Genomic DNA, 26,482 nt, shown 5'->3' with positions numbered 1-26,482 from the left:
AGAAAATTCTATGAAAGGCAGGAATGGGAAAATGAAAAAACTGCTTCCACTATTTATCAGTGCAGCAATTGGCAGCCTGAGTTCGTCAGCTTTCGCTGATACGCTAGCTGAAGTTTACGACCAAGCAAAACAGAACGATCCACAACTTCTTCGTTCAGCAGCGCAGCGCGATGCCGCTTTTGAAGCAGTAACGTCAAGCCGTAGTGATTTGTTACCACAAATTAATCTAACAGCGAACTACGACATTAACCGTGGTGATAGAGATACCTCTGGTACAGGTAGCTCAAGTATTGATAACAACACTTGGGGAGCAGCGATCGGCTTCACTCAAGAGCTTTATCAACGCTCTTCATGGATCACGCTAGATACAGCAGAAAAAACGGCTCGTCAATTTGATTCAGCTTACGCGGCCGAACAACAAGCTTTGATCCTTCGTGTTTCGACAGCATACTTCGAAGTACTTCGAGCTCAAGATAACCTAGAGTTTGTTCGTGCAGAAAAAGCAGCAGTTGCTCGTCAACTAGAACAAACTAAGCAGCGTTTTGAAGTGGGTCTTTCAGCAATTACCGATGTACATGATGCGCAAGCTCAATACGATGGCGTTTTAGCTGATGAAGTTCTTGCAGAAAACGACTTAACGAATAGTTACGAAGGTCTACGTGAGATTACAGGTCAGGAACACGCTAACCTAAGCATCCTAGATACGGATCGCTTCTCAGCAAGCAAATCTTCTGACTCTGCAGTGGCACTTGTAGAACAAGCTGAACAAAAGAACCTTAGCCTACTCGCTGCACGTATCTCTCAAGACGTAGCAAAAGATAACATTTCTCTAGCAAGCTCAGGTCACTTACCAAGCTTAACGTTAGATGGTAGCTACTCCCTGTCAGATCAATCAAACAGCTCTCAAAATTATGATCAAGACAACCTAAATCTAGGCTTAAACTTAGTTGTGCCTCTATACACGGGTGGTAACACAACTTCTTTGACTAAACAGGCTGAATACAACTACGTTGCAGCAAGTGAAGATCTAGAAGCAACTTACCGTAGCGTTGTAAAAGACGTACGTGCATTCAATAACAACATCAGTGCTTCAATTGGTGCTCTGCGCGCTTACGAACAATCTGTGGTTTCAGCTCAATCTGCTCTAGAAGCAACAGAAGCCGGTTTTGATGTTGGTACTCGCACTATCGTTGACGTACTGGATTCGACTCGTCGTCTATACGATGCGAACAAAAACCTTTCAGATGCTCGTTACAACTACATCCTAAGTGTACTTCAGCTTCGCCAAGCGGTTGGTACGCTAAGCGAACAAGACATTGTTGATGTAAATGCAGGTCTAAAAGTAGCAAGCAAGTAATTATAAACCCCTAATTAAAGACTCTAATGAGAGTCTTTAATAAAGTGATTAGATTACAGTTACAAAAATGCCGCTCATTGAGCGGCATTTTTTTTATTGATAAAAAGCTATAGCTTAGAAGCTAAAAGACAGAACGTTAGCCTCGACCACCTTTGATCGCTTTGATGATTTCAGTCGTAGAGCAACCATCTTCAAAGTTAAGCACTTTCACTTCACCACCAGCCGCAATCACTTCCGCACCACCCGCGATCTCTTCAGGTTTGTAATCGCCACCTTTCACTAGAATGCTTGGTAGTACCTCAGAGATCAAACGTTGCGGTGTATCTTCAGAAAACGGAACCACCCAATCAACCGCGCCTAAGCCAGCCAATACCGCCATACGACGATCAGTTGGATTGACAGGGCGACCTGGCCCTTTTAAGCGTTTCACTGACTCATCAGTATTTACTGCAACGATCAAACGATCACCCAATTCAGCAGCATGGTTCATGTAAGAAACATGGCCGGCATGCAGAATATCAAAGCAACCATTGGTCATAACCACTTTCTCGCCTTTCGCACGAGCACGTTTCACCGCTTCAACCAATGCAGCTTCAGAGATCACGCCGTAGTCTGTATCTTGGCTACCGTGAATCGCTTCCGCTAACTCAATCGTCGACAGCGTCGATGTACCTAACTTACCGACTACCACTCCAGCTGCCGCATTTGCTAACGCACACGCCTCATCCAGTGGTTTGCCCGCAGCAACTGAAGCCGCCAATACCGAGATAACGGTATCGCCAGCACCCGTCACGTCATACACTTCTTTCGCTTGAGTCGGCAAGTGGAATGGTGCCTGACCTTTACGCAGCAGTGTCATACCATGCTCACTACGAGTCACCAACAAGGCTTCAAAGTCATACTTCTCAATCAAGGCTATGCCCTTCTCGACTAGATCTTCTTCTGACTTAACCTTTCCTGCCACCAGCTCGAATTCCGACATATTTGGCGTAAGCAGAGTCGCACCACGGTAGCGTTCTAAATCGGCACCTTTGGGATCGATAAAAACCGGAACGTTCGCAGCACGTGCTTTTTGAATAAAGCTCTGCACATGCTCCAAAGCGCCTTTTGCGTAGTCAGATAGGATTACCGAACGTACATTAGGAAGTGCTTGTTCCATGCGAGACAAAATAAGTTCAGGATCCGTGTTCTCAAATTTCTCTTCAAAATCAAGACGAATCAACTGCTGACCACGGCTCATCACGCGCAGTTTGGTAATCGTTGGGTAATCTTTCAACTCAACAAAATCACACTTAACCTTTAAAGCAGCCAAGGTATCTTTTAACACCTCGGCTGGTTCATCTTTACCAGTTAAGCCAACAACATGAGCATGGCCACCAAGAGAAGCAATATTCATTGCAACGTTGGCAGCACCACCTGGACGCTCTTCGTTATTTTCTACTTTTACAACAGGGACAGGTGCTTCTGGTGAAATACGGCCAGTTGGGCCATACCAGTAACGATCAAGCATTACGTCACCGACAATAAGAACACCTGATTGGCTGTAGTCAGGTAGAATTGGTTTCATTGTTGAACTCCAAAAATCGAATCTGGCTAGAGTCTAGCACACCGATTACAGTGGCTAAAACATATAAAAATGAGTAAAGCCTATCTCTATAGGCACTGCGAAAGATAAGCAAAAGACAACTTATACTTCCATCCATTGCTTCCAAGCTTGAACCACATGTTCTCTTTCCATTTCGAACTTATCAATCGCTACGTCTGCATCCAGGTTAAGTAAGTTTCGATGGTGAATTTCATCACGCAACGTTGTATAGGCATTGATCAGTGCCATACCTTGTTGCTCGTCCATAATCCCTTGCGACAGCAAACTTTCAAAGATTCTCACATTGTCGCACCAGCGAGTGAGTTTCGGCTTTTCATTACTGTATCGCAGCACTAAGTATTGCGCTAAAAACTCAACATCAGTAATCCCACCCGCATCTTGCTTAAGCATGAAACGACCGGATTTTTTACCACCTAGATGACCACGCATTTTTTCACGCATATCAACAACCGACTTTTTTAAAGTGGCTTCGTCACGTGGAAGACACAACACCTCATGACGCGTTTTATTGAACGCTGTAGCCAACCGTTCATCTCCGAAAATCATACGGGCGCGAGTCAAAGCTTGATGCTCCCAGGTCCAAGCGTCCTTGTGTTGGTACTCATCAAAGGCATCTGTTGGGCTAACCATTAGACCAGAGGCACCCGAAGGACGCAGGCGAGTATCCACTTCGTATAAAATCCCAGAAGCGGTTCTGGTTGAGAAAATATGAATAATACGCTGTGCCAACCTAAGGTAAAACTGACGTCCATCGATCTCTTTCTTACCATCAGTATAGATATCAACAGGACAGTCGTGCATGAATACGATATCGAGATCGGAATTATAGCCAAGTTCCCAGCCTCCCACTTTGCCATAGCCAATAACTGCAAACCCACGACCTTCGCGGTCTTTCACATGAGTTGGTTCACCAAACTTCGCTGACACCTGTAACCAAGCTTGATTGACACCCGCTTCGACAATCGCTTCTGCTAAATACGTCAAGTGGTCACTCACCTTCATGACAGGTAGAGCACCCGCAATATCCGCGGCTGCAATTCTCAATATACAGGTCTGCTTAAACTGACGCAGGCCTTCCATCTGCTGCTCCATATCATCTTCAGGAATACGAGCAAGATAATCACGTAATTCTGTCTTGTAAGACTCAAGCGGCACTGGGTTATAGAGCTGCTGAGGGTCGATAAGTTCATCAAGCAGGATTGGGTAACGTCCAAGCTGCTCAGAGATCATTGGGCTGGCGGTACATAATCGAACTAACTGAGTCAGTGCAGCAGGGTGTTCATCTAATAGCTCGAGATAGGTGGTACGCGTGACTATTTTGTGCAATAAATGCAATACCCGAGACAAACCAAACTCTGCATACTTATTGGTATACAGAGCTTGAAAGACTTTAGGCATTAAACGATTTAAGACCTCCCTCCCACGTGGACCAAGGGTTTTCTTAGCAAGGTCAGCTTTAAACTGAATGATCGTTTTCGCCGCTTCTGGTGGGCTAACTACTGCGATGTCGTGTTCTAAGACATGCTCAATCACATCGGGTTTATGAGCCATATCCCACAACTCACTGAAGTAACTCGCGACGGGGTTCGCATCCTCTTCTTCCATCCCAATAAGATCTTCAAATACGGTATGTACATTCGCCATATGTGCACGAGTTGCAGTAATCAAGCTATCCCAATCAGCAAATTGCATCGCAACAGCAAGCTGCAGTTGTTCATGCTCACTATCTGGTAAGGTTTGAGTTTGCTTGTCAGCCATCGCTTGTAATAGGTTTTCAAGTCGACGCAAGAACACATAAGCATTGCGTAAATGGTCAACCTCTTCGGCCTCTAATAACTGAAGAGATTCAATAGCACTTAACGTTTTCAACAAGCCTCGACTACGAAGACTCGGTTCGCGCCCACCACGAATTAACTGAAAGACCTGAGCAATGAACTCAACTTCACGAATACCACCAGAACCAAGTTTAATATTGTTTGATAAACCACGACGACGTACTTCACTGCTGATCATCGACTTCATCCGGCGAAGAGACTGAATCGCACTAAAGTCAATATAACGACGGAACACAAATGGCCGCATCATCTGGCGTAATTCTTGGTATTCGGGGTACATTTCACTACCCATCACTCGCGACTTAACCATCGCATAACGTTCCCAATCACGGCCTTGTTCCTGATAATAGTCCTCAAGTGCGGCATAGCTCATCACCAATGGGCCACTCTCACCAAACGGACGCAAACGCATGTCAACTCGATAACAGAATCCATCAAAGGTTTGCTGATCAAGCGCCTTGATAATACGCTGGCCTAAACGAGTAAAAAACTGCGCATTGGCGATACTACGTCTTGCGCCTTGCGTTTCACCATTTTCAGGGTAAGTAAAAATCAGGTCGATATCAGAAGAGAAGTTGAGCTCACCGCCACCTAGCTTGCCCATACCAATGATCAGCATCGGCTGCGCTTCACCTTGTTCGTTGCAAGGCGTCCCCCACTCCTTACAGCAAATATCGTACTGCCATTGATAGGTTTCGAAGATCATCGCCTCAGCCAACATCGATAAATGATTTAAGCTCTGCTCTAACTCCCAAGACCCCATGAAGTCACGCCAGGCGATATAAGTCATTTCTCGATTACGGAACTGACGCAACACATGTTGACCACTCATTTCATCTGCGCAACCAGACAACAATTCGGCCAATCGCTCACGATAGCCTTCAGCTCGCTCTTCACATGACAACATGGCCGGTAAGGTGTTAGATAAAATCGTATCACGTTGTAAGCTATCACCAATAAAACAGCTCAAACCCAATACATACTTAAGGTCGTCAATCAATGGCTCGGGCCAATGATTAATGGCTTCACTTTGATGTTCTAACAATTGCTCAAAAGCAGACTGCGAATGAGTGACGAGTTGAGAAGGCAATAGCATGTTTCTTCCTTGTATTAGCTGCGCGCTGAACAGTCAGTTCTGCTCTTAAATAAATAGTATTAACAGCAGAGTATTAATAACTAAAGATAAGTTATACCAAAGTTACGCCAATAAAAAACGCCCACATGAGTAATGTGGGCGTTTTATCGGTGAACTTATCGAGTTAAGCCTTTGTCTCTAAGACATAACTCTTAGAGGTAAAGATTAGGCTTTAAAGGCTAAACCTTAAACTGCTTAATCTTACCGTCGAGCTCTTGCGCGTTGCTTTCCATAAGCTGGGAAGTCTCAAGAAGCTCGCCAACCACCACTACAGATGCTTCAACAAGTTCACGAACATTGGTCAGGTTAACGCTCATCTCTTCAGCAACACTGCTTTGTTGGCCCGCAGCGGTTGCGATCTGGAAGTTCATATCATTGATTTGGTTGACTTGGCTGACGATACCATCAAGCTCAGAGCCTGCATTAGTCACCAGATCAACGCCTTCTGCTGCTTCCACAACACTTTTCTCCATCAGCCCAACCGCGGAGTTAGCACTGCTTTGCAGGTGGCTGATCATGTCTTGGATTTCTACTGTCGCTTGCTGAGTACGCTGTGCAAGATTACGAACCTCATCGGCAACAACAGCAAAACCGCGACCCGCCTCACCTGCACGCGCCGCTTCAATCGCTGCGTTTAACGCCAGTAAGTTGGTTTGTTCTGAAATACCTTGGATAGTACCAACCACGCTGCCGATTGAATCAACGCGCTCTTCAACTTGGTTTACCGCCGCAGCTGAAGCTGCGATGTCGGAAGACAGTTCACTCATCTTAGAAACCGATCCCTGCACGAACTTCTGACCTGTCAATGCTTGGCCTGATGCCTGCTCTGTTAGAGAAGAGGCACTTTGTGCATGTTCGGCTACGGTTTGTACCGTTGACGTCATCTCACTCATTGCTGTCGCAAGCTGATCGATCTCATTGAACTCTTCTTGAGCCGAATCTTTGGTTTCCGACATGCTGATGGTCATCACTTCTGTCAAAGCAAATAACTCATCTGAAGAGGCTACCTGAGTTTTGATCATGTCGTTCAATTGAACTCGCGTTTTTTCGAGTTCGCGTGCCACATCGCCGTATTCATCCTTACAATCCATATGAATTGGCACTGACAGATTCTTGTCTGCCATCGTTTTGATTGCATCATTCAAGTATTGCGTTTGACGGAGCATAACGCGAGCTGCTGCTAATAGAAGAACCACAAATACAATGATCATCAAGGCGGTTTGCCAAGCTACTTGAACGAGGTAAGTTTCATAATGCTGCTGGGCAACTTGGGTATTGTTTGTTGCTGCAAGCAATGAATCGTAAAACGTACTTGCGTCCCATAGCTGCTTTGAAATGATCAAAATCGTGCTGAATACCATCAGCATGATCATTTTCGGAACGAGACGAACGTCAGAGATTACCCTTTCCCACGGCTTGAATGACACTTTAGTCATTGTCAGTTCTCCATTAACTCTTATATATTGATGGCTTCTATATCCGCGACATGGCTATGTCAGTCAAAATTCGCAATTTATTTTGAGCCTCGTATGAATGTTAAATAGTATCAAAGACACAGCCAAGCCGATGAGCTTATTATCACTGATTCTCTCTTTCCTAGCGTTATTTGTGATCTCAGGCTTATTGTTTGCACCAATTGATAAAGAATCGAAACAAGTCCTTATCGGCCTCGATTTTATAATCTGTAGTGTTTTTCTTTTTCAGCTCACAATAGACCTACTCAGATCACAAAACAAAACCGAATTCTTAAAAGTTCATTGGATCGACTTTTTGGCGAGCATTCCAATGATCGAACCGCTTCGTTTTGCTCGTATATTTCAGATATTGCGTGTCATCTTGGTATTACGCTCCAGCAAGCGCATTTTCAGAGAACTGTTTCGCAACCGCAGAGAGACCACTCTCGCCTCAATCATTCTGTTATTGGTAATTTTGCTTACTATCGGCGCCGGTACCATTCTGTTGTTAGAACACAAAGCTCCTAACGCAAACATTACTACCGGCTATGATGCTTTGTGGTGGGCTTTCGTAACAATCAGTACCGTTGGTTACGGTGATCACTTTCCAGTGACCAATTCAGGAAAACTGGTTGCTTCTCTAGTTATCGTTTGTGGGGTAGGTGTTTTTGGTATGATTTCAGGTTTGATAACCTCACTCATCACTTCTCCAACCGATTTACAAAATCAGCAATTGGAGAATAAAGAACGTAAACTGGATAAGATTCTAGAGCAGCAACAATTGATACTCGAACGGCTAGAAAGGCTTGAGCAACAAACAAAAAAATAGGACCGAAGCCCTATTTTATCATTCATATTGGTGTGGGGTTTAGTCTTGCCAGTACGGCTCAACTTCTACACTGATTTGGCGCGTCTGCTCCATTGCATGCAAAATGGACACTTCTTGGCGAGCTAACCAACGTTCCAATTGAACTTTCTCATCACCTTCCAACTTTTCAGTCAGCGGCTCTAGCGTTCTTAGCATCAGCAAATCATCAATCCCTTGTACCATGTCGGCCCACGGTAAGCGGAAACTGTTGCGTTCAACATCGTCGTATAAACTCGCAAAACCGACGCCGGTATATAGACTGCGCATCAAACGGTATTGTTGGTCAATATACGCTTGGCTCGTCATCACTCGTTCTGGTGGAAAAACTTCCATGAGATCTGCCCACGTACGATCAAGCTGTTGCACCGAAAACCATTCAATACCACGAGCCATTTGCTCACGAGCTTTATCGTCTAAAAACGGCTGCCAACCACGAGATAAAATCCAACGGCTTAGGTCTAATAATAGCCCTGTGTAGCGAGAAGAACTCAGTAAGGTAAGAAGCTCTTCGCGGTCTGGAAGTTGATCTTGCATCTCTTTCAGCTCAGTCACTAAAAACTTACGGGCATCTAACTTACGCAGGACATGGCCTTTATCTTCCAGCAAATCTTCAAAGTGGTCATAGGTTTTTAGCCAATCGAGTTCTTGCTCAAGCCACTTCAACTCTTGGCGTAAAATAGCACTTGCACGTCTTGGTACAATACCGCCATAAATGGTGAAGGTTTGACGAATAAAGCTCAGCGAATGACTGATCTCATGCAGTGCTTCTATTGATTGGCGTTCTGTGAAAATCTGCTCATGATAATGCCAATGAGCGAGAGCATGCTCTAACGATTGAATAAAACACGATTCAACGGTGTCACTTTTGTCGGTATCAACTAAGGTTAAAGGAGTCACTTCATCTCCTTGGTAACCTTGAGCAAGACGATACCCTTTGGCTGCCTTACTGAGGTTACCGAGGCGCATGCCACCATGCTCAGAAAATTGGCGAGATAGAGTAAACAGAGCGTCCGTTTGGCCTGATTTAAGTTCTAACTCAACTTCACAAATAGGCTCTTGCAGTTCACCAGACTCAACAAAGCCTTGGTCGAACGCAACCTCAACCTGGCTACCATCAGGCATGCCAATCAACCATTGTTCACGAGTGAAGTTAGTAGAGAAAAGAGGCGTAAGCTCAGCTTGCAGCGCGTCGATATCTTTCTCCTCTGGCCAAATGTCCTCAGGGTGCAAAGATAACTTAGGTTCGTTATTGTCGTGTTCGGCATTGTATTCAGGCCTTTGATGCAAGCCGGCAACAACACGTCCTGCAGTCTTTACGGTTTGTACAAATACGTCATCAAAGCGTCGAATGCGCAAGCCGATATCGTGCTTACGTAACCAGTTGTCAGGGGTGTCAAAGTAGATGTTACCTAGCTCACGACAACTGTGCTGAAGTACTTTAGTTTCAGAAATTTTATTGCGTAAAGTCTCTGAAAAATCAGGCGAAACAAAAAACTTCAGTTCTATCTCGGTTTCCATAGTTATACCTTTCTGTGAAGATAGGGACAGGATATTGCCAATTTGAACACTCGGCAAGTCAGAAATATCGCCCTTATGATGATCTAAAACAGTTTTAATGAGAGATTGATTAGGTTAACATGCGCGACTTTGTAGCCATCGCTTAACATTTCACCGTGAATATGGTGTATGTTGTTTTAAGGTTATTATTTATTAGGTTGGATGACCATGCCAGTAAATACAATTATGGGGTTATTTGCAAAGTCCCCAATTAAACCTTTGCAGCGTCACGTGGTATGCGTGAACGAATGTTGTTCTCACCTGATTAATTTCTTTGAAGTATCTTCAAAAGGTGATTGGGAAAAAGCATCAGAAATTCGAGCTCAAATTTCTCACCTTGAGAAAGAAGCTGACGTACTAAAACGTGAAATTCGCCTGAAACTTCCTCGCGGTTTGTTTATGCCAGTTGATCGCACCGATATGTTGGAGCTATTAACTCAACAAGACAAACTTGCAAACCTAGCGAAAGACATTGCTGGCCGTGTATATGGTCGCCAACTTGTCATTCCAGCGCCAATGCAACAGAACTTCATCGCTTACGTTAAACGTTGCCTAGACGCAGCGAACCAAGCACAAAAAGTAATCAACGAACTAGACGAATTACTTGAAACTGGCTTTAAAGGCCGTGAAGTAACACTCGTTGCTGAAATGATTCATCAATTAGATGTTATTGAAGATGATACCGACGCGATGCAGATCGAACTACGCCAGCAGCTAATGGCGATTGAAGGCGATCTGAATCCAGTTGACATCATGTTCTTATACAAGATTCTTGAATGGGTTGGTGGTATTGCAGATCAAGCACAGCGTGTTGGCGCTCGTCTTGAAGTAATGCTTTCTCGATCTTAAATCATACGTTAACCATATAACGAAGAGCACTTTTTCAACCAAACCACTTATGCGCTGAGTATTTCTCTCGCTGAGCGGTTTTTTGCGTCTAAATTTGCTCCGCTTGTTATCAAACAACTAGGTATTACGATGGATATCCTTGCTAACTACGGCACTGTCCTGATTATTGTTGCAGCAGCTTTCGGTTTCTTGATGGCTATTGGTATTGGTGCAAATGACGTTGCGAACGCAATGGGCACCTCAGTAGGCTCTAAAGCTCTAACTGTAAAACAAGCGATCATTATCGCAATGATCTTTGAGTTCGCAGGTGCTTACCTTGCGGGTGGCGAAGTAACTGACACGATCCGTAAAGGTGTTATCGAAACATCTCTCTTCGCTCATCAACCGGATGTACTTGTGTACGGTATGATGTCTGCGCTACTGGCTGCTGGTACATGGTTGCTTCTAGCATCATACATGGGCTGGCCAGTATCAACGACTCACTCTATCATCGGTGCAATCATCGGTTTTGCTTGTGTGTCTGTAGGTACTGAAGCTGTAGACTGGAACAGCGTCCAAGGTATTGTGGGTAGTTGGATTGTCACACCGTTGATTTCCGGTATCTTTGCCTATCTCATTTTTGTAAGTGCTCAGCGACTGATATTCGATACAGAAAACCCGCTGTTTAACGCTAAACGTTTTGTACCTGTGTACATGTTCATTACGACAATGGTTATTGCACTTGTAACGATCAAGAAAGGTCTTAAACACGTTGGCCTTCACCTAAGCGGTACTGAAGCATGGTTATGGGCGGCAGGTGTTTCTGCTGTCGTCATGGTTGGCGGTTACTTATACATTCAAAAGAAATTTGCTAATCGCGAAGAAGACCATGGCTTTGCTGGCGTTGAAGGTATCTTCAGCGTGCTTATGGTTATCACGGCTTGTGCCATGGCATTCGCACACGGTTCAAACGACGTAGCTAACGCGATTGGTCCTCTATCTGCGGTTGTTTCAACCGTTGAGCACATGGGTGAAATCTCAGGTAAGAGCACTATCGCATGGTGGATTCTTCCTCTCGGTGGTATTGGTATCGTTGTTGGTCTTGCTACCATGGGTCATAAAGTAATGGCAACGGTTGGTACTGGTATTACAGAACTAACACCTAGCCGTGGCTTTGCCGCTCAGTTAGCTACAGCATGTACGGTTGTACTTGCTTCTGGTACTGGCCTTCCAATTTCAACCACGCAAACATTGGTTGGTGCGGTTTTAGGTGTAGGTTTTGCTCGTGGTATCGCAGCGTTAAACCTAGGCGTTGTGCGTAACATCGTAGCTTCTTGGATTGTAACACTGCCAGCAGGTGCTCTACTTGCTGTTGTATTCTTTTATGCAATTCAGGCTATGTTTACCATGTAATAGCCCTTGCGCTAGTAAGCACTAGCGTCAGAAAACGGTAAGTTTCAGTAATGATATGTAAATGTCATGTCATTATTGACTCAAACGCACAGAAAGGGAGGCTTTGCCTCCCTTCTTTGTTGCACCACATAAAAAAACTAAATATCATTTGCTGATTGAGGCAGACTCATACGCCTACCCAATTTGAATCGTTAAGGGATTTACTGTGAAAAAACTGATTAGCTTAGTTTTGTTCGCAATGATTGCGGCTCCAGCTGCCTTTGCACAAGACCGTTATATTGCTGACAAACTGTTTACTTATATGCATTCTGGCCCAAACAATACCTACCGTATTATCGGCAGTGTTGATGCTGGTGAAAAGATTACATATCTACAAACAAACAAGAGCACGGGTTACACTCAGATCCAAGACAACCGTGGCCGTAAAGGTTGGGTTGAGAGTAAGTTTGTAAGCACTCAAGAAAGTATGGCACTGCGCATGCCGAAACTAGAGAAAGAGTTAACAGAGGTAAAGGGCAAACTAGCCAATGCACGCCAAAGTGCTGACAGTGAAAAAGCAGGTCTAGCCAGCTCTCTAGAGTCTCGTAACAAGCAAATTGCTGAACTTGAGCAAAACTACAGCGAGATTAGCCAACAGCTCACGAGCTCTCAAACAGAAAACCGTGAACTGCGTGCTAAACTAGATACTCAGAAAGATGACCTATTATTGAAGTACTTCATGTACGGTGGTGGTGTTGCTGGTGTTGGTTTACTTCTTGGCCTTATCCTGCCACACATTATGCCTCGTCGCAGAAAGTCGCCAAACGGTTGGGCGTAAGCTTATCGTTTTGTGTCAGGTACAGTGAACTCAGTATCAAATATCAAAAAGGAGCACCGCGGGGCTCCTTTTTATTTGCCTGTCACTTTGGTCATCAACTCAAACAATCTCGCTTTTCCACTAGCCTTGCCATTCGTACAGGGCTGGGATCTCTATCTTCTGCTGGTTGAACTCAATAATCACCGATTGGGGCTTAACCTCTAACAACTGAATCTCTTGTCCTATCCACTCCCCTTGAGCCACTTCTTGGCCATTCACTTTGACCCAGCGTTTGGTTTCACTACTCGAGTACATATGAGTTTGTAGGTCTAACTTAGGCAACACTCCAGATAAGCTATTGGTATGCGTTTCCAACTCAATGACCTGAGAACCCGTTTTCCCTGCGGGTCTAGAATCCATCGGCTCAGGCGCGCTTTGTTGCTCGCCCATGATGGATTCAAGCTTCAATGCCAATTCAGGTGGTAACTCACTGAAGTCTAAACCTTTCAGCAAGTCACTATCCGATTGCAACTCGTTACTCTCACCGGTCATACTTGACTGAACCGTTGGTTGAGCACGACCTGACTCAGCACTGGCTGTTGTTTGCGTTGTGCTATTAGTATTGGCCATCACTACTGCTGCGTCAGCTGCGACATTGGTACTTTCAAGCTCAATCTGCGTATACATTTCTTGGCGAGGTAATACTTTTAACGTTTTACTTGTCGGCGCTACACGAACAGCAAACAACGCTTCATCAACTTCCACCCCTGTAGCTTCAGTCTGTGTTCTGGTTTCAATCCTTTGAGTTTCAAGCTCAGGCTGAGTCTTTGACTCTGGTTGCACGAGACTGACTGGTTGATTGGCCGAGAACAACTGTTGTTGGCTATACGATTGATAAGCCAGAACGCCACCCACCAACAAAGAAGGAACCAAGATTAAGAGCAACCCCATCGCTAACGATGAACCTCGTTTGTTGCTAACCCCTTTTGCAGAATTAGGAACATGATGATTCTGGTAGCCTTTGAAGGCGGGTTTATTAATAGAAGATTGTTTGTGAGACGACAGTTTAAGTTCGTGCATAATACGTGACATTAGCTTTCGCCCCCTTCTAGTGACATCAACTTGGGAGAGTCAAGTTGAGCTAATCTTTGTAATCTTGTTAACGTCTGTTTTCCAGCGATGCCGTCTACAGATATCCCCTGCCAAGCCTGAAAAGCTTCAACTTTCATTTTTAACTCATCGTCGAACACATCACTGCCAGAGACACCTTCACCCAATACTTCAGACAGTAACAGATCAAGCAACGCAATCGCCTCACCTCGATGGCCTTGTTTAAGCATCTCTCTTAGCGGCTGTTTCCAAATCGCGACATAATCGCCTTGCCAAATTTTCTCTAAGGATTGCTTCGGCATCACCAAGAGCTTTTCATTCACCAGTAACTCGACAGAATCCTCAGACACACCATACAGCACAGCAAACACTGGCTTTTGGTCTATGTCGAGATTAAGTACCACAGGTACACTAAGTTCTAACAATGTATCTAAATTGGCCTGCTGCTGCTCGCACACAAAGACACTTTGTGGCTCACTCAAGCACAAACCATCTCGCAGGGAAGATTGATACCCCCACAGGGTATAAAGATCCTGAATAGCAAGAGATCGGTTAGTTCCCAGCATCAAGTGCTGCTGAATGTGTTTGGGTAATTCAAACTTAGAAGGTTCAGGCTCAACGACTAATTTAGGAGCCTCTGCTACCAAAGAGCGCTGAGCTTCTACAGATACTGGAAGTTGTGCTTCGTTGGAACTTTTAGGCGGTAACCATGAATCTATGTATGCTGGGGCAAAGTTAAACGTCGCTACCGCGAGGCCAACACTTAACGTGGCAATTCCTACGTATTGAAATAATGTAGCTGCTACGTGGGTAACTCGAGGGCTTTCAACATGATACACCTCAGCTTGAAAAGCCATAATCTGCTGACAAGCTCGGTTAACCGTCTCATTTGAGGGCATTTGCTCACCATCATGGAAAGCTAACTGCAGTGCTTTATCACACACCAAGTTAATCAACCTTGGAATACCATGAGTATATTGGGCGATCAGCTTGATAGAACGGTTGGAAAACAACATCTGCTCACCACCCGCGGTTTCCAAACGAAACGCGATGTACTTACCCGTTTCTTCAGTATTAAGAGGCAGTAAGTGATAACGACCAGTAATGCGCTGAGCAAGCTGACGCAATTGCGTGGTCTGTAGATGTTGCTGCAATTCCGGTTGGCCAACCAACAGCACTTTTAACAACTTGCGACTGTCGGTTTCCAAATTGGTTAGAAGGCGTAACTGCTCCAACACATCGGCAGCGAGGTGCTGAGCTTCATCAATAACCAATAAGGTTTGAATACCGTCTGCATGGCTATCAAGCAGAAAATGATGAATCGCCTGACTCAGCTGCTTGAGCGATGCTTGTTCAGGGTATTCCACCTCAAACTCATCACAGATAGCTTCAAGCAAATCGGTATTCGAAAACGTAGGGTTGAGTATAAGGCCTGCTTGAGTCTGATTATCGAGTGAAGACAACATCGCTTTAGCGACCGTTGTTTTACCAGTACCAACCTCACCAGTAAGCATTGCAAAGCCCCCACCCTCGCCTAAACCGGCTTGTAGGTTCTGCATCGCCTCTTGGTGGCGCTGACTCAAAAACAAATAGCGAGAATTTGGTACAATCGAAAATGGCATCTCAACAAAGCCAAAATATTCCTTATACATGTGCTGCCCTATAATTACGATTAATGGAAAGTACCATTGCTTGCCGTAAAGTCCAGCAGTGATAAAACATTTCGAGGTGATAAGTTGCAAATATACGATAGCCTACCAAAAGGTAATGGCCTACAACGCTATCTTGTCGGTGGAGCAGTGCGCGATAAACTGCTTAATATTGACAGTTATGATAGAGATTGGGTCGTGGTAGGAAGTACCCCTCAAGAGATGAAAAGCCTTGGTTTCTCGGCTGTAGGTAAAGACTTCCCCGTATTCCTGCATCCAAAAACTAAAGAAGAACACGCACTGGCTCGTACCGAAAGAAAGTCAGGCTCTGGTTACACCGGCTTCGAATGTTACTTTGCCCCAGACGTAAGCCTAGAAGAAGATCTGATGCGTCGAGATCTGACGATCAACGCCATCGCTCAAGATGACAAAGGCCAGCTTTACGATCCTTACCACGGCCAACAAGATCTCTCAAATCGCATTTTAAGACATGTTTCCGATGCTTTTGTTGAAGACCCGCTTCGTGTGCTGCGTGTTGCGCGTTTCGCTGCCAAACTTCACCACCTCAACTTTACAGTCGCACCTGAAACCATGGTGATGATGAGTGAGATCGTGCAATCTGGTGAACTGGCACACCTTACCGCAGAGCGAGTTTGGCAAGAGTGGCACAAATCACTCAGTACACCACACCCTGAAGTGTTCCTCTCGGTTTTAAGAGAGTGCGGTGCATTAGCGGTCGTTCTTCCAGAAATTGATGCCTTGTTTGGTGTACCTCAACCTGAAAAGTGGCACCCAGAAATCGACACGGGGATTCACACTCTGATGGTGGCTCAGCAAGCTGCGCTATTAAGCCCATCGTTACCCGTGCGTTTTGCCGCTCAAGTGCATGATTTAGGTAAAGGTATTACGCCAGAAATCGAGTGGCCAAGCCACAAAATGCACTGTCATACTGGCTTGAAGATCATTAAGAAGCTATGTGACAGAGTAAGAGTGCCTAATGAATTTAGAGATCTCGCACTGTTAGTCTGTGAGCAACACTCTAATATTCACCGTGCGGGTGAACTCAAACCGACGACCTTTCTCAAGGTTCTCAACAAGTTTGATGTTTGGCGCAAGCCTGAGAGGCTCAACGACATATTGCTTTGCTGCCAAGCCGACCATGCAGGCCGTAAAGGATTAGAAACTCAGCCTTATCCTCAAAAAGCGCGTTTTGAGGCAGCTTATCAAGCCGCGTTACAAGTCGAAGTTAAAGCGATTATTGCCGATGGTTTTCAAGGTAAAGATATTCGAGAAGAGCAAGAGAAGCGTAGAGCTACCGCGATTGAAAACGCCCTATCAGAACTTGCAGATCATTGATCTTCATAACGCTGATTACCATGCATTAAAAAACCCGCGACTAAGCGGGTTTTTTCGTTTCAATCTTTAGGACGCAACATTTGCCTACGTAAGTCGAGTGCTACTGCATCATTAAGAAAGCAAACAGACCAAAACCGAGAATCAAGCGGTAGATAACAAACGGTGTCATGCCCATCCGCGAAATAAGCTTCAAGAAAAAGTAAATGCAGATATAAGCACTAATAAAAGAAACCGCGATACCCGTAAGCAAAGTACCTACATGGATTGGATCACCACTCGTCACCAGCTTTAGACCTAAGTAACCACCAGCCAAAGTGATGATTGGAATAGACATTAAGAATGAGAATCGAGCCGCGGCTTCACGAGTAAAACCAAGATAAAGTGCCGCGGTAATGGTCGCACCAGAACGCGATGTCCCCGGAATGATCGCCATTGCCTGAGCGAGGCCAATAAACAACGCTTTTTTCCAACCGGCTTGATATTCGTCATCACGCAGACTTGAGTTTTTATCGACCCACCATAGCAACAGACCAAAGACAATTGTGGTCGTGGCAATGACCCACGCACTGCGTAAATAAAGCTCGACAATATCTTTCATCAGCAGGCCAAAGATACAGGCTGGAATCGTCGCGAGAATGATCATCCACGCCAATTTTGCTTCCTTACTGCGATCCCCCTTAAATACCGAGCCAAAGAAAGCACTCAAAAGAGACACAACTTCTTTGCGGAAATAGATCACCACAGCCGCCAAAGTACCGACATGGACAGCGACATCAAAAGCCAAGCCTTGATCTTCCCAGCCTAATACAGCCGAAGGAAGGATTAAGTGAGCGGAACTGGAAATAGGTAGAAATTCAGTAAAGCCTTGTACCAACGCCAACATAAACGCTTCAAAATAACTCATTACTTACCTTAAAATTATAATTTTATATTTACGACAGAGAGCGAGTCTAATTGCTGCATCTTCTGCCATATTTCACGGACAGTTCTTCCGTCTTGCGGGATCACTCTCGCAGGACAGAGATCATAAAGTGGTTGTGTTACAAAAGGGTATTTATAGATATCACTGCGTGGTAATTCTGGATCACTCTCAGAAACCACCTCTCCAAACAGCACAATATCAAGGTCGAGCTTTCGATCTTGAAGTTTATGCGCATCTTGAGAACGACCCCATTTAAACTCAATTTTACGCAGTTGCTGTGAAAATTCAGTCAATGAGAGTGATGTGTCGAGTTCTATCACAAAGTTATAAAACGAGTGGCTATTAAAACCGACAGGCTCACAGTGATAGATTTTAGAGCATTTAAGGTTAGTCCCTAACGATTGAAGCTCTGTCCATGCCACCCTTGCATGCTTGTCGCGGTCTATGTTCGTGCCAACACCAACATAGGCTATTGTCATGCCTGACCTCTTTCGATGATCACGCCAACGGATTTTGCTTGTGGTACCGCGCCCGGCTTCGCTAAACGGATCTTAATCCACGGCACTGAAAATTGAGTCATAATTAATTCAGCGACTTCTTCTGCTACACGTTCAACCAATAGGAATCGGCCATTAGCAATATGTTCAAGTACGGCCGTGCTCACTGTCGAGTAGTCCAAAGCATCAACCACATCATCACTCTTGCCAGCTGGGCGGTTGTCATGAGCCATTTCAATATCGAGCACAAGTTTTTGTTTAATCTCTTGCTCCCAATCGTAAACACCGATCGTTGTAATTACTTCTAGCTGTTCAATGAAAACTTTATCCAGTGCCATGACTTGTCCTTTTAGAGGTCGGATACCCATATTGGGGAAAAAAACGTATTATTAGCGTAATTCCAGATATGATACCAATTACTCTTAGATTGAGCATTATTTTCCCACCGTTAAGCTTATAACCGTTTAAGGAAAGACATGACCCCATTGGCACTAATCATGATCATTGCAGCCTATTTGCTAGGCTCAATCTCTAGTGCGGTCTTGATATGCCGAGTCTTAAGGCTCCCAGATCCAAGAACGGTGGGCTCGAATAACCCCGGAGCAACCAATGTGTTACGTGTCGGAGGCAAAGGTGCCGCGGCATCAGTACTACTCTGTGACATGCTTAAAGGCACGATCCCCGTCTGGCTTGGTTACTATCTCAAGATCGATCCGATCATTTTAGGAGTTGTGGCGATTGCGGCATGCCTTGGTCATATGTACCCAATATTCTTCCACTTTAAAGGTGGTAAAGGCGTCGCAACGGCACTCGGAGCCATCGCCCCAATTGGATTCGATCTAACGGGAATGATCATGGCGACTTGGTTAGTGATGGCGTTTTTGTTTCGCTATTCTTCTTTAGCAGCAATAGTCACTGTGCTACTTGCCCCATTTTACGCTTGGTTAGTCAAACCTCAATATACGCTGCCAGTTGCCATGCTATGTTGCTTGATCGTACTGCGTCATCACCAGAATATCCGTCGCCTACTTGATGGCAGTGAACCAAAAATTGGACAAAAAAAATCGACTTAAACCGTTCTATATGTCTAGCCGAAGCAAGCAGAAGAAACAAGTGTAAGTCGAACAAAGTTACAGCCAAGTAATGATACTCGACTCTGAATAGATTAAAGTAGGTGCTTGTCTAAAAAGCCTTTCAACATCTTATTCACAAACTCTGGTTGCTCTAGCGAGCTAATATGGCCAGCATCAGGAATCACCACCAGCTCACTGCCAGTAATGCAATCATGCATTAAGTAAGACTCAAGTACCGGACGCGGTTTATCTTCTTGTCCAACGGCAATCAAAACCGGCAGAGCAAAATTCTCTACAGCTTCAATCATATCTCGGCGACCAAACACCATTCGACCAATTCGCGCGACTTCTTCAGCTTGCTCACCTTCAAGAGCCGATAGCTGCTGAGTAAAGCCTACAACCAAATCGGGTGTGTTTGTTTGAGCATCGTTAGCAAAAAACAATGGCACAACCGCTTCTACAATCGGTTGAGGGACCATCTTTGTTTGGGTGATGGTATCTAACATGTGGAAGTATTTAGCGTGAGCGACTTCTGGCTCTAGACCAACGAAAGTATCCATTAGAACCAAAGACTTGATTCGCGCAGGTGCTAGCTCCGCTAACTCGGCTCCCCACATGCCGCCAACCGATAAGCCAACAACAGAGAACTCTTCGATGTCCAAATGATCCAGCAATGACAACACGTGCTGAGCGTAGTCCTTCAAGTTACGCATCGAGTTCGGTGCAGCTTGAGACTCACCATGAGACCAAAATTCTGGCACAATACAACGGTACTGAGTTTTCAACGCCTCAATCTGTGGCTTCCACATCGCGCTATCCCAAAGGTAGCTGTGACCCAATACAACAACCGGGCCCTCACCTTCATCTAGGTACGCCATCGATTGATTGTCTACAATGAACTGTTTCATTTTCTTCCCTAATCTCTACTACGCATATCGTTCAAGTATATAAATCGACGATACATAAAAACGGCCGCACAAGGCGACCGCATGTTAAACACTCTGCTTTATTCAGCAATTGGCTCAAGTTGATCAATCGGCCAACGCGGTGTAGCGTGAACGGATAAATCGGCTGTTTCACCATTTTTCAGGCGCTGCATACCTGCGTAAGCAATCATGGCGCCGTTATCAGTGCAGAACTCTGTACGTGGGTAGTACACCTCACCACCAACTTTTTTGGCCAGTGCTTCGAGCTCAACACGCAGTTGTTTGTTGGCACTTACACCACCGGCAATCACTATACGTTTCATGCCCGTCTCTACCAAGGCACGCTTACATTTGATGACCAAGGTGGCACAAACCGCTTCTTGGAACGCGTAAGCAATATCCGCACGAGTCTGATCATCATTGTCGTTGTCACGAATCGTATTCGCTGCAAAGGTTTTCAGACCAGAAAAACTCATGTCTAGGCCCGGGCGGTCTGTCATTGGACGAGGGAACTTAAAGCGACCTGGTGTGCCTTTTTCTGCGAGTCGAGATAGCAACGGACCACCTGGGTAATCTAAGCCCATCAACTTCGCCGTTTTATCAAACGCTTCACCCGCCGCATCATCAATCGATTCACCAAGAATTCGATACTCGCCAATACCTTTCACTTCAACCATCATCGTATGACCGCCAGAAACCAGCAACGCTACAAATGGGAATGGTGGCGGGTTATCTTCTAGCATAGGCGCAAGAAGGTGACCTTCCATGTGGTGAACAGGCACCGCAGGCACACCCCAAGCGTAAGCAATACTGCGGCCAATGGTTGCACCTACAAGCAGTGCGCCCACTAAACCTGGGCCAGCCGTGTAAGCCACACCGTCAATGTCTTTCGACGTTAGGTTTGCTTCTGCTAATGCCGCTTTAATAAGAGGAATTGTTTTCTTCACGTGGTCACGTGAAGCAAGCTCAGGTACTACACCACCGTAATCGGCGTGCAGTTTTACTTGGCTGTATAATTGATGAGAAAGTAGCCCTTGCTCATCATCATAAATCGCGATTCCTGTCTCATCACAAGAGGTTTCAATACCAATAATGCGCATAATTTTCTCGGCACGCTTTCGTCTAAAATGGGAAATTAGCGCAATATTACCCTGCCTAAGCGCTTCAAACAAATATTGTACAGACTATAATCGACAAAGTGCTTTACAAAGCCACTGTGATCGGATTAAAATTCCGCACCATTTTTGATCAAGCTGGTTAATGGCCAAACGCGAATAGAGAGTTAGCTCGATGGGTAACTTCTCTGATTTGGTACTGAGTGGCCAGCGATAATGAATAACCCCTGAGGTGAAAGGCATATGCCAATAGTTAAAGTACGTGAAAACGAACCGTTCGACGTTGCACTACGTCGTTTCAAGCGCTCTTGTGAAAAAGCAGGTATCCTTTCTGAAGTTCGCCGTCGCGAGCATTACGAAAAGCCAACTACAGTTCGCAAACGCGCTAAAGCAGCAGCTCAAAAGCGTCACGCTAAGAAGCTAGCTCGCGAAAACGCACGTCGCGTTCGCCTGTACTAATAACTTAATCCATAAGGACTGAGTTATGGCTCTTATTGAACAACTCAAAGAAGAGCAAAAATTAGCGATGAAAGCCAAGGACAAACCGCGCCTTGGTACTATCCGCTTAGCTCTTTCAGCAATCAAGCAACGTGAAGTTGACGAACGGATCACTCTGAACGACGACGACATCCTTGCTGTATTAGTTAAAATGGTTAAGCAACGTCGCGATTCTGTTGCTCAATATGAATTAGCAAATCGTCAAGATCTTGCTGATGTGGAACAAGCAGAAATTGCTGTACTTGAAGGCTTTATGCCTCAACCGTTAACAGAAGAAGAAGTTATTGCACTACTTGATAGCGCAATCGCTGAAGCTCAACCAGCGGGCATGCAAGACATGGGTAAAGTAATGGCTATCTTGAAACCACAAATTCAAGGGCGTGCAGATATGGGTAAAGTTAGTGGTTTAGTTCGCTCTAAACTCGCTTAATCCCAAATCAAATTGCAACAAGCCGTGCAATCCTTCGGAACGCACGGCTTGTTTGTATCTATAACCTATTCACACTATTATGATCCACACTCTCAGTTAGTGCATTTTTCTAAGGTTTTATGGCAGGACACATCCCGCGTAGTTTCATCGATGATCTCCTAGCGCGTCTCGACATTGTCGATATTGTGGACGCACGCGTGAAACTTAAGAAAAAAGGCAAAAACTATGGTGCTTGTTGCCCATTTCACAACGAAAAAACTCCCTCTTTCAGCGTAAGCCAAGAAAAACAGTTTTATCACTGCTTTGGTTGTGGCGTGCATGGTAATGCCATCGACTTCATGATGGAGTTCGAACGCCTCGACTTTGTAGAGGCGATTGAAGAACTTGCTTCATTTCTAGGCTTAGATGTGCCAAGAGAGCAACGCAGCGGCGAAATATCAACAACACCAAGAGCCAACAGCGAACAAAAACGTAACCTCTATGATTTGATGGGCGGCATCAGCCAGTTCTATCGCTCACAACTCAAAATATCAGCCAACAAACCTGCGATTGAATACCTAAAAAATCGTGGTCTGTCTGGCGAAATCGTCCAGAAGTTTGGTATTGGTTACGTTGCCGACGAGTGGGACTTGGTTCGTAAAAATTTTGGGCAGCAAAAAGAAGCCCAAGACATGCTTGTCACTGGCGGCATGTTAATAGAGAACGATAAAGGCAACCGATACGACCGATTCCGTGGACGCGTGATGTTCCCGATTCGCGATCGTCGCGGCCGAGTAATCGGGTTTGGTGGTCGTGTTTTAGAAGATGGCACACCGAAATACCTAAACTCACCAGAAACGCCGATCTTCCATAAAGGTAAAGAGCTTTACGGCCTTTACGAAGTGCTGCAAGCCTACCGTGAACCGCCGCAAATACTTGTGGTTGAAGGTTACATGGATGTCGTGGCACTCGCGCAATATGGTGTCGATTACTCAGTGGCATCACTGGGCACCTCGACAACTGGTGACCATGTTCAAATGTTGTTCCGCCAAACCAGTACTGTGGTTTGTTGTTACGATGGTGACCGAGCAGGCAAAGAAGCGGCATGGCGCGCACTAGAAAATGCCCTTGAGTACCTAAAAACCGGCAACACGCTTAAGTTTCTGTTCTTGCCCGACGGTGAAGACCCAGACAGCTATATTAGAGAGCATGGTAAAGCTGCTTTTGAACAACTGGTCCACAATGCGACGCCGCTTTCGGCCTATTTGTTCGATAACCTGATTGAAATACACAAGTTGAACTTGGGAACAACCGAAGGGAAATCAGCACTGCGTGCACACGCCAGCGCCTTGATTAACAAAATTCCTGACAGTTACTTCCAAGAACTGCTCGAAAAACTGCTCGATGAGCGAACTGGATTTGATAACCAATTGAGACGTGCGCGTGTTCATACACAGAACACGACACCTCAACCGCATAAAGAGCTCAAGCGCACTCCGATGCGTGAAGTTATCGCTTTGCTTATCCAAAATCCGAGCTATGCTGATATGGTGCCGGATTTATCAAGTGTCAAAGGCTTACAACTGCCGGGACTAAGTTTATTCGTCGAAGTACTTGATATCTGCCAAGTGAACCCCCATATCAGCACAGGCCAATTATTAGAAAATTGGCGAGAAAGCAAACATGAGGCTCTTCTGTCTCGTCTCGCGAGTTGGGAAATCCCCCTCGTTGAAGACAACCAAGAAGACATATTTTTAGATTCATTGGACAACATCCTTGCCCAGTGCGTTGAAAAACAAATTGAAAACCTGCAGGCCAAAGCAAGAAGTGTCGGTTTATCAGCCGAAGAAAAAAGGGAGCTGCTAGCTTTAATGCTAGATCTAAAAGCGTAACCCTGTTTGATTAGTCAGCATTTAATAAATTTGTTAACATAATTGGTTTGCATTTGAGAATGCAACGTCCTTCACCAGACCTGAAGTTGGATATCATCTATGGATCAAAATCCGCAGTCACAGCTTAAATTACTTGTTATTAAAGGCAAGGAACAAGGCTATCTGACCTACGCCGAAGTAAACGACCACCTACCTGCAGAAATCGTGGATTCTGAGCAGGTAGAAGACATCATTCAAATGATTAACGACATGGGTATTAAGGTAGTAGAAACTGCACCTGATGCTGATGATCTAGCATTAAATGATGACGATGCCAATATAGATGAAGATGCAGCTGAAGCTGCTGCTGCTGCGCTTTCAAGCGTAGAAAGCGAGATTGGCCGTACTACAGACCCAGTTCGTATGTACATGCGTGAAATGGGTACCGTTGAACTACTGACTCGTGAAGGCGAAATCGACATTGCGAAACGTATTGAAGATGGTATCAATACGGTTCAACTATCTGTTGCTGAGTACCCAGGCACCATTCCATACATTTTGGAACAGTTTGACCGCGTACAAGCAGAAGAGATTCGCTTAACAGACCTGATCAATGGCTTTGTTGACCCTGATGACGATGGCACTGCAGCGCCAACGGCAACACACATCGGTTCAGAGCTTGCTAAAACAGATCTGGAAGACGAAGACAAAGAAGACGCTGAAGACGACGAGGAAGAGGAAGAAGATACAGGTATCGATCCTGAACTTGCTCTTGAGAAGTTTACAGCACTTCGTACTAGCTATCAAAACCGTCAGCTAGCAATCAATGAATACGGCCACGAGAGCCCGAAAGCAACACTTGCAACAACAATGATGCAAGACGTATTCAAAGAATTCCGTCTGACGCCAAAACAGTTTGACTACCTAGTAAATGAACTTCGCACGTCAATGGATCGAGTACGTACTCAAGAACGCCTAATCATGCGTCAAACCGTTGAGTACGGTAAAATGCCGAAGAAATCTTTCATTGCCCTATTTACTGGTAATGAATCTAGCGAAGCATGGTTGGATGAAGTTCTTGCTTCAGACAAGCCATACGCTGAAAAGATCAAACGTAACGAGCACGACATCCGTCGTTCTATCCAAAAACTGGATATGATCGAGCGTGAAACGTCTCTAACGGTTCAAAGCATTAAAGATATCAGCCGTCGTATGTCTATCGGTGAAGCGAAAGCTCGTCGTGCGAAAAAAGAGATGGTTGAAGCAAACTTACGTCTAGTAATCTCGATTGCTAAGAAGTACACAAACCGTGGTCTACAATTCTTGGATCTAATCCAAGAAGGTAACATCGGCCTAATGAAAGCCGTAGATAAGTTTGAATACCGTCGTGGTTACAAATTCTCTACTTACGCTACGTGGTGGATCCGTCAAGCAATCACTCGTTCGATTGCTGATCAAGCTCGTACTATCCGTATTCCGGTTCACATGATCGAAACGATCAACAAACTAAACCGTATCTCTCGTCAAATGCTACAAGAGATGGGTCGTGAACCACTACCGGAAGAACTGGCTGAGCGCATGCAAATGCCTGAAGATAAGATCCGTAAAGTACTGAAAATCGCTAAAGAGCCAATCTCAATGGAGACACCAATCGGTGACGACGAAGATTCGCACCTAGGTGATTTCATCGAGGATACGACTCTTGAGCTACCTTTAGACTCTGCAACGGCAACAAGCCTACGCGGTGCAACAAAAGACGTTCTTGCGGGCCTAACTCCTCGTGAAGCTAAAGTACTGCGTATGCGTTTCGGTATCGACATGAACACAGACCACACTCTTGAAGAAGTGGGTAAGCAGTTCGACGTAACTCGTGAGCGTATCCGTCAGATCGAAGCAAAAGCACTGCGTAAACTTCGTCACCCAAGCCGTTCAGAAACCCTGCGCAGCTTCCTAGACGAATAATCACACGCCTTAATGTGGTTAGCTTTTAAGCTTAAAATAGAAAAGGTGAGCGTTGGCTCACCTTTTTTGTGCCTGTATGATTTAAGTGGCTAAGATGTAAGCGGAATTGGCCCCGATAGAGTCTAGACACCATTGAACGGTTCCCCTATAATCTATGCCCTATACGGCCCCTTAGCTCAGTGGTTAGAGCGCACGACTCATAATCGTTCGGTCCCCAGTTCAAATCTGGGAGGGGCCACCAAATT

Annotated in this window: 22 protein-coding genes and 1 tRNA gene; 12 read left to right on the top strand and 11 right to left on the bottom strand. The window is 45.1% G+C overall.

Annotated elements, in window-relative coordinates:
• Window positions 1-31 precede the first annotated feature (31 nt).
• Window positions 32-1,357, top strand: coding sequence for an outer membrane channel protein TolC (tolC, locus tag WR49_RS09725; RefSeq protein WP_017056018.1), 1,326 nt, complete (start codon window positions 32-34; stop codon window positions 1,355-1,357).
• 136 nt (window positions 1,358-1,493) lie between these two features.
• Here the strand turns inward: tolC and hldE are convergent, their stop codons facing one another.
• The 3 genes from hldE to WR49_RS09710 form a co-directional block, all read right to left on the bottom strand.
• The gene (gene hldE, locus WR49_RS09720) at window positions 1,494-2,924 is read right to left on the bottom strand and encodes a bifunctional D-glycero-beta-D-manno-heptose-7-phosphate kinase/D-glycero-beta-D-manno-heptose 1-phosphate adenylyltransferase HldE (protein WP_046223866.1); all 1,431 of its coding nucleotides are present in this window, start codon (window positions 2,922-2,924) and stop codon (window positions 1,494-1,496) included.
• A gap of 120 nt (window positions 2,925-3,044) precedes the next feature.
• Window positions 3,045-5,894 (bottom strand): bifunctional [glutamate--ammonia ligase]-adenylyl-L-tyrosine phosphorylase/[glutamate--ammonia-ligase] adenylyltransferase, encoded by a 2,850-nt coding sequence (gene glnE / locus WR49_RS09715; protein WP_017056016.1) that lies wholly within the window; start codon window positions 5,892-5,894, stop codon window positions 3,045-3,047.
• Window positions 5,895-6,112: 218 nt separating this feature from the next.
• Window positions 6,113-7,369, bottom strand: a complete 1,257-nt coding sequence (locus WR49_RS09710) for a methyl-accepting chemotaxis protein (RefSeq protein ID WP_017056015.1) — start codon at window positions 7,367-7,369, stop codon at window positions 6,113-6,115.
• Window positions 7,370-7,466: 97 nt separating this feature from the next.
• Between WR49_RS09710 and WR49_RS09705 the strand changes: the two genes are divergently transcribed.
• Window positions 7,467-8,216 (top strand): potassium channel family protein, encoded by a 750-nt coding sequence (locus WR49_RS09705; protein WP_046223865.1) that lies wholly within the window; start codon window positions 7,467-7,469, stop codon window positions 8,214-8,216.
• A 39-nt stretch (window positions 8,217-8,255) separates the two neighbouring features.
• Here the strand turns inward: WR49_RS09705 and WR49_RS09700 are convergent, their stop codons facing one another.
• A complete protein-coding gene (locus WR49_RS09700) occupies window positions 8,256-9,773 on the bottom strand; it encodes a CYTH and CHAD domain-containing protein (protein ID WP_046223864.1) in 1,518 nt (505 codons plus the stop codon).
• A gap of 207 nt (window positions 9,774-9,980) precedes the next feature.
• Between WR49_RS09700 and WR49_RS09695 the strand changes: the two genes are divergently transcribed.
• From WR49_RS09695 to WR49_RS09685, 3 genes are all read left to right on the top strand, one after another.
• A complete protein-coding gene (locus tag WR49_RS09695; protein WP_017056012.1) occupies window positions 9,981-10,661 on the top strand; it encodes a TIGR00153 family protein in 681 nt (226 codons plus the stop codon).
• A gap of 129 nt (window positions 10,662-10,790) precedes the next feature.
• Window positions 10,791-12,053, top strand: a complete 1,263-nt coding sequence (locus tag WR49_RS09690) for an inorganic phosphate transporter (RefSeq protein ID WP_017056011.1) — start codon at window positions 10,791-10,793, stop codon at window positions 12,051-12,053.
• A gap of 205 nt (window positions 12,054-12,258) precedes the next feature.
• On the top strand, window positions 12,259-12,870 hold the full coding sequence (locus WR49_RS09685) for a TIGR04211 family SH3 domain-containing protein (protein ID WP_046223863.1): 612 nt from the start codon (window positions 12,259-12,261) through the stop codon (window positions 12,868-12,870).
• Window positions 12,871-12,990: 120 nt separating this feature from the next.
• Here WR49_RS09685 and WR49_RS09680 read toward each other — a convergent pair whose 3' ends face one another.
• Together WR49_RS09680 and WR49_RS09675 are read right to left on the bottom strand one after the other, a co-directional pair.
• On the bottom strand, window positions 12,991-13,941 hold the full coding sequence (locus WR49_RS09680; RefSeq protein ID WP_046223862.1) for a general secretion pathway protein GspB: 951 nt from the start codon (window positions 13,939-13,941) through the stop codon (window positions 12,991-12,993).
• Complete coding sequence (locus WR49_RS09675) at window positions 13,941-15,611, bottom strand: ExeA family protein (protein ID WP_197078528.1); 1,671 nt, start codon at window positions 15,609-15,611, stop codon at window positions 13,941-13,943. The genes WR49_RS09680 and WR49_RS09675 overlap by 1 nt, the downstream gene beginning before the upstream one ends.
• Window positions 15,612-15,647: 36 nt before the next feature.
• Between WR49_RS09675 and WR49_RS09670 the strand changes: the two genes are divergently transcribed.
• Window positions 15,648-16,964: a multifunctional CCA addition/repair protein gene (locus WR49_RS09670; RefSeq protein ID WP_046223860.1), complete on the top strand. Its 1,317-nt coding sequence runs from the start codon at window positions 15,648-15,650 to the stop codon at window positions 16,962-16,964.
• Window positions 16,965-17,064: 100 nt separating this feature from the next.
• Here WR49_RS09670 and WR49_RS09665 read toward each other — a convergent pair whose 3' ends face one another.
• The 3 genes from WR49_RS09665 to folB are packed head-to-tail and all read right to left on the bottom strand — an operon-like array spanning window position 17,065 to window position 18,721.
• Complete coding sequence (locus tag WR49_RS09665; protein ID WP_017056006.1) at window positions 17,065-17,868, bottom strand: undecaprenyl-diphosphate phosphatase; 804 nt, start codon at window positions 17,866-17,868, stop codon at window positions 17,065-17,067.
• Window positions 17,869-17,882: 14 nt separating this feature from the next.
• Entirely contained in the window at window positions 17,883-18,365 is a 483-nt protein-coding gene (folK, locus tag WR49_RS09660) for a 2-amino-4-hydroxy-6-hydroxymethyldihydropteridine diphosphokinase (protein WP_017056005.1), read from the bottom strand.
• A complete protein-coding gene (folB, locus tag WR49_RS09655) occupies window positions 18,362-18,721 on the bottom strand; it encodes a dihydroneopterin aldolase (protein WP_017056004.1) in 360 nt (119 codons plus the stop codon). The genes folK and folB overlap by 4 nt, the downstream gene beginning before the upstream one ends.
• A 138-nt stretch (window positions 18,722-18,859) precedes the next feature.
• Here folB and plsY point away from each other — a divergent pair, with 138 nt between their 5' ends.
• Entirely contained in the window at window positions 18,860-19,456 is a 597-nt protein-coding gene (plsY, locus tag WR49_RS09650) for a glycerol-3-phosphate 1-O-acyltransferase PlsY (protein WP_017056003.1), read from the top strand.
• Between the two features lie 92 nt (window positions 19,457-19,548).
• Here plsY and WR49_RS09645 read toward each other — a convergent pair whose 3' ends face one another.
• Complete coding sequence (locus tag WR49_RS09645; RefSeq protein WP_046223859.1) at window positions 19,549-20,364, bottom strand: alpha/beta fold hydrolase; 816 nt, start codon at window positions 20,362-20,364, stop codon at window positions 19,549-19,551.
• 98 nt (window positions 20,365-20,462) lie between these two features.
• Window positions 20,463-21,482, bottom strand: coding sequence for a tRNA (adenosine(37)-N6)-threonylcarbamoyltransferase complex transferase subunit TsaD (tsaD, locus tag WR49_RS09640; protein ID WP_046223858.1), 1,020 nt, complete (start codon window positions 21,480-21,482; stop codon window positions 20,463-20,465).
• Between the two features lie 258 nt (window positions 21,483-21,740).
• Between tsaD and rpsU the strand changes: the two genes are divergently transcribed.
• From rpsU to WR49_RS09615, 5 genes are all read left to right on the top strand, one after another.
• The gene (rpsU, locus tag WR49_RS09635) at window positions 21,741-21,956 is read left to right on the top strand and encodes a 30S ribosomal protein S21 (RefSeq protein ID WP_004396009.1); all 216 of its coding nucleotides are present in this window, start codon (window positions 21,741-21,743) and stop codon (window positions 21,954-21,956) included.
• 25 nt (window positions 21,957-21,981) lie between these two features.
• Window positions 21,982-22,425, top strand: a complete 444-nt coding sequence (locus WR49_RS09630) for a GatB/YqeY domain-containing protein (RefSeq protein WP_017056000.1) — start codon at window positions 21,982-21,984, stop codon at window positions 22,423-22,425.
• 119 nt (window positions 22,426-22,544) lie between these two features.
• Complete coding sequence (gene dnaG, locus WR49_RS09625; RefSeq protein WP_046223857.1) at window positions 22,545-24,296, top strand: DNA primase; 1,752 nt, start codon at window positions 22,545-22,547, stop codon at window positions 24,294-24,296.
• A gap of 99 nt (window positions 24,297-24,395) precedes the next feature.
• Complete coding sequence (rpoD, locus tag WR49_RS09620) at window positions 24,396-26,237, top strand: RNA polymerase sigma factor RpoD (RefSeq protein ID WP_017055998.1); 1,842 nt, start codon at window positions 24,396-24,398, stop codon at window positions 26,235-26,237.
• Window positions 26,238-26,402: 165 nt separating this feature from the next.
• Window positions 26,403-26,478, top strand: a tRNA-Ile gene (locus tag WR49_RS09615).
• Window positions 26,479-26,482: the final 4 nt, after the last annotated feature.

The organism is Vibrio sp. ECSMB14106, assembly GCF_000972265.1.
In the GTDB taxonomy this organism is placed as follows: domain Bacteria; phylum Pseudomonadota; class Gammaproteobacteria; order Enterobacterales; family Vibrionaceae; genus Vibrio; species Vibrio kanaloae.
The sequence above is the reverse complement of the archived record's forward strand: the minus strand, read 5'-3'. Positions and strand labels throughout refer to the sequence as shown.

Excerpts from the sequence above, each read along its gene's own strand:
- tsaD (WP_046223858.1), bottom strand. The coding sequence starts at position 21,482 with ATGCGCATTATTGGTATTGAAACCTCTTGTGATGAGACAGGAATCGCG.
- tolC (WP_017056018.1), top strand. The coding sequence starts at position 32 with ATGAAAAAACTGCTTCCACTATTTATCAGTGCAGCAATTGGCAGCCTG.
- plsY (WP_017056003.1), top strand. The coding sequence starts at position 18,860 with ATGACCCCATTGGCACTAATCATGATCATTGCAGCCTATTTGCTAGGC.
- WR49_RS09630 (WP_017056000.1), top strand. The coding sequence starts at position 21,982 with ATGGCTCTTATTGAACAACTCAAAGAAGAGCAAAAATTAGCGATGAAA.
- WR49_RS09645 (WP_046223859.1), bottom strand. The coding sequence starts at position 20,364 with ATGAAACAGTTCATTGTAGACAATCAATCGATGGCGTACCTAGATGAA.
- rpsU (WP_004396009.1), top strand. The coding sequence starts at position 21,741 with ATGCCAATAGTTAAAGTACGTGAAAACGAACCGTTCGACGTTGCACTA.
- rpoD (WP_017055998.1), top strand. The coding sequence starts at position 24,396 with ATGGATCAAAATCCGCAGTCACAGCTTAAATTACTTGTTATTAAAGGC.
- hldE (WP_046223866.1), bottom strand. The coding sequence starts at position 2,924 with ATGAAACCAATTCTACCTGACTACAGCCAATCAGGTGTTCTTATTGTC.
- WR49_RS09675 (WP_197078528.1), bottom strand. The coding sequence starts at position 15,611 with ATGTATAAGGAATATTTTGGCTTTGTTGAGATGCCATTTTCGATTGTA.
- WR49_RS09690 (WP_017056011.1), top strand. The coding sequence starts at position 10,791 with ATGGATATCCTTGCTAACTACGGCACTGTCCTGATTATTGTTGCAGCA.
- dnaG (WP_046223857.1), top strand. The coding sequence starts at position 22,545 with ATGGCAGGACACATCCCGCGTAGTTTCATCGATGATCTCCTAGCGCGT.
- WR49_RS09665 (WP_017056006.1), bottom strand. The coding sequence starts at position 17,868 with ATGAGTTATTTTGAAGCGTTTATGTTGGCGTTGGTACAAGGCTTTACT.
- glnE (WP_017056016.1), bottom strand. The coding sequence starts at position 5,894 with ATGCTATTGCCTTCTCAACTCGTCACTCATTCGCAGTCTGCTTTTGAG.
- folB (WP_017056004.1), bottom strand. The coding sequence starts at position 18,721 with ATGGCACTGGATAAAGTTTTCATTGAACAGCTAGAAGTAATTACAACG.
- WR49_RS09700 (WP_046223864.1), bottom strand. The coding sequence starts at position 9,773 with ATGGAAACCGAGATAGAACTGAAGTTTTTTGTTTCGCCTGATTTTTCA.
- WR49_RS09695 (WP_017056012.1), top strand. The coding sequence starts at position 9,981 with ATGCCAGTAAATACAATTATGGGGTTATTTGCAAAGTCCCCAATTAAA.
- folK (WP_017056005.1), bottom strand. The coding sequence starts at position 18,365 with ATGACAATAGCCTATGTTGGTGTTGGCACGAACATAGACCGCGACAAG.
- WR49_RS09705 (WP_046223865.1), top strand. The coding sequence starts at position 7,467 with ATGTTAAATAGTATCAAAGACACAGCCAAGCCGATGAGCTTATTATCA.
- WR49_RS09710 (WP_017056015.1), bottom strand. The coding sequence starts at position 7,369 with ATGACTAAAGTGTCATTCAAGCCGTGGGAAAGGGTAATCTCTGACGTT.
- WR49_RS09680 (WP_046223862.1), bottom strand. The coding sequence starts at position 13,941 with ATGTCACGTATTATGCACGAACTTAAACTGTCGTCTCACAAACAATCT.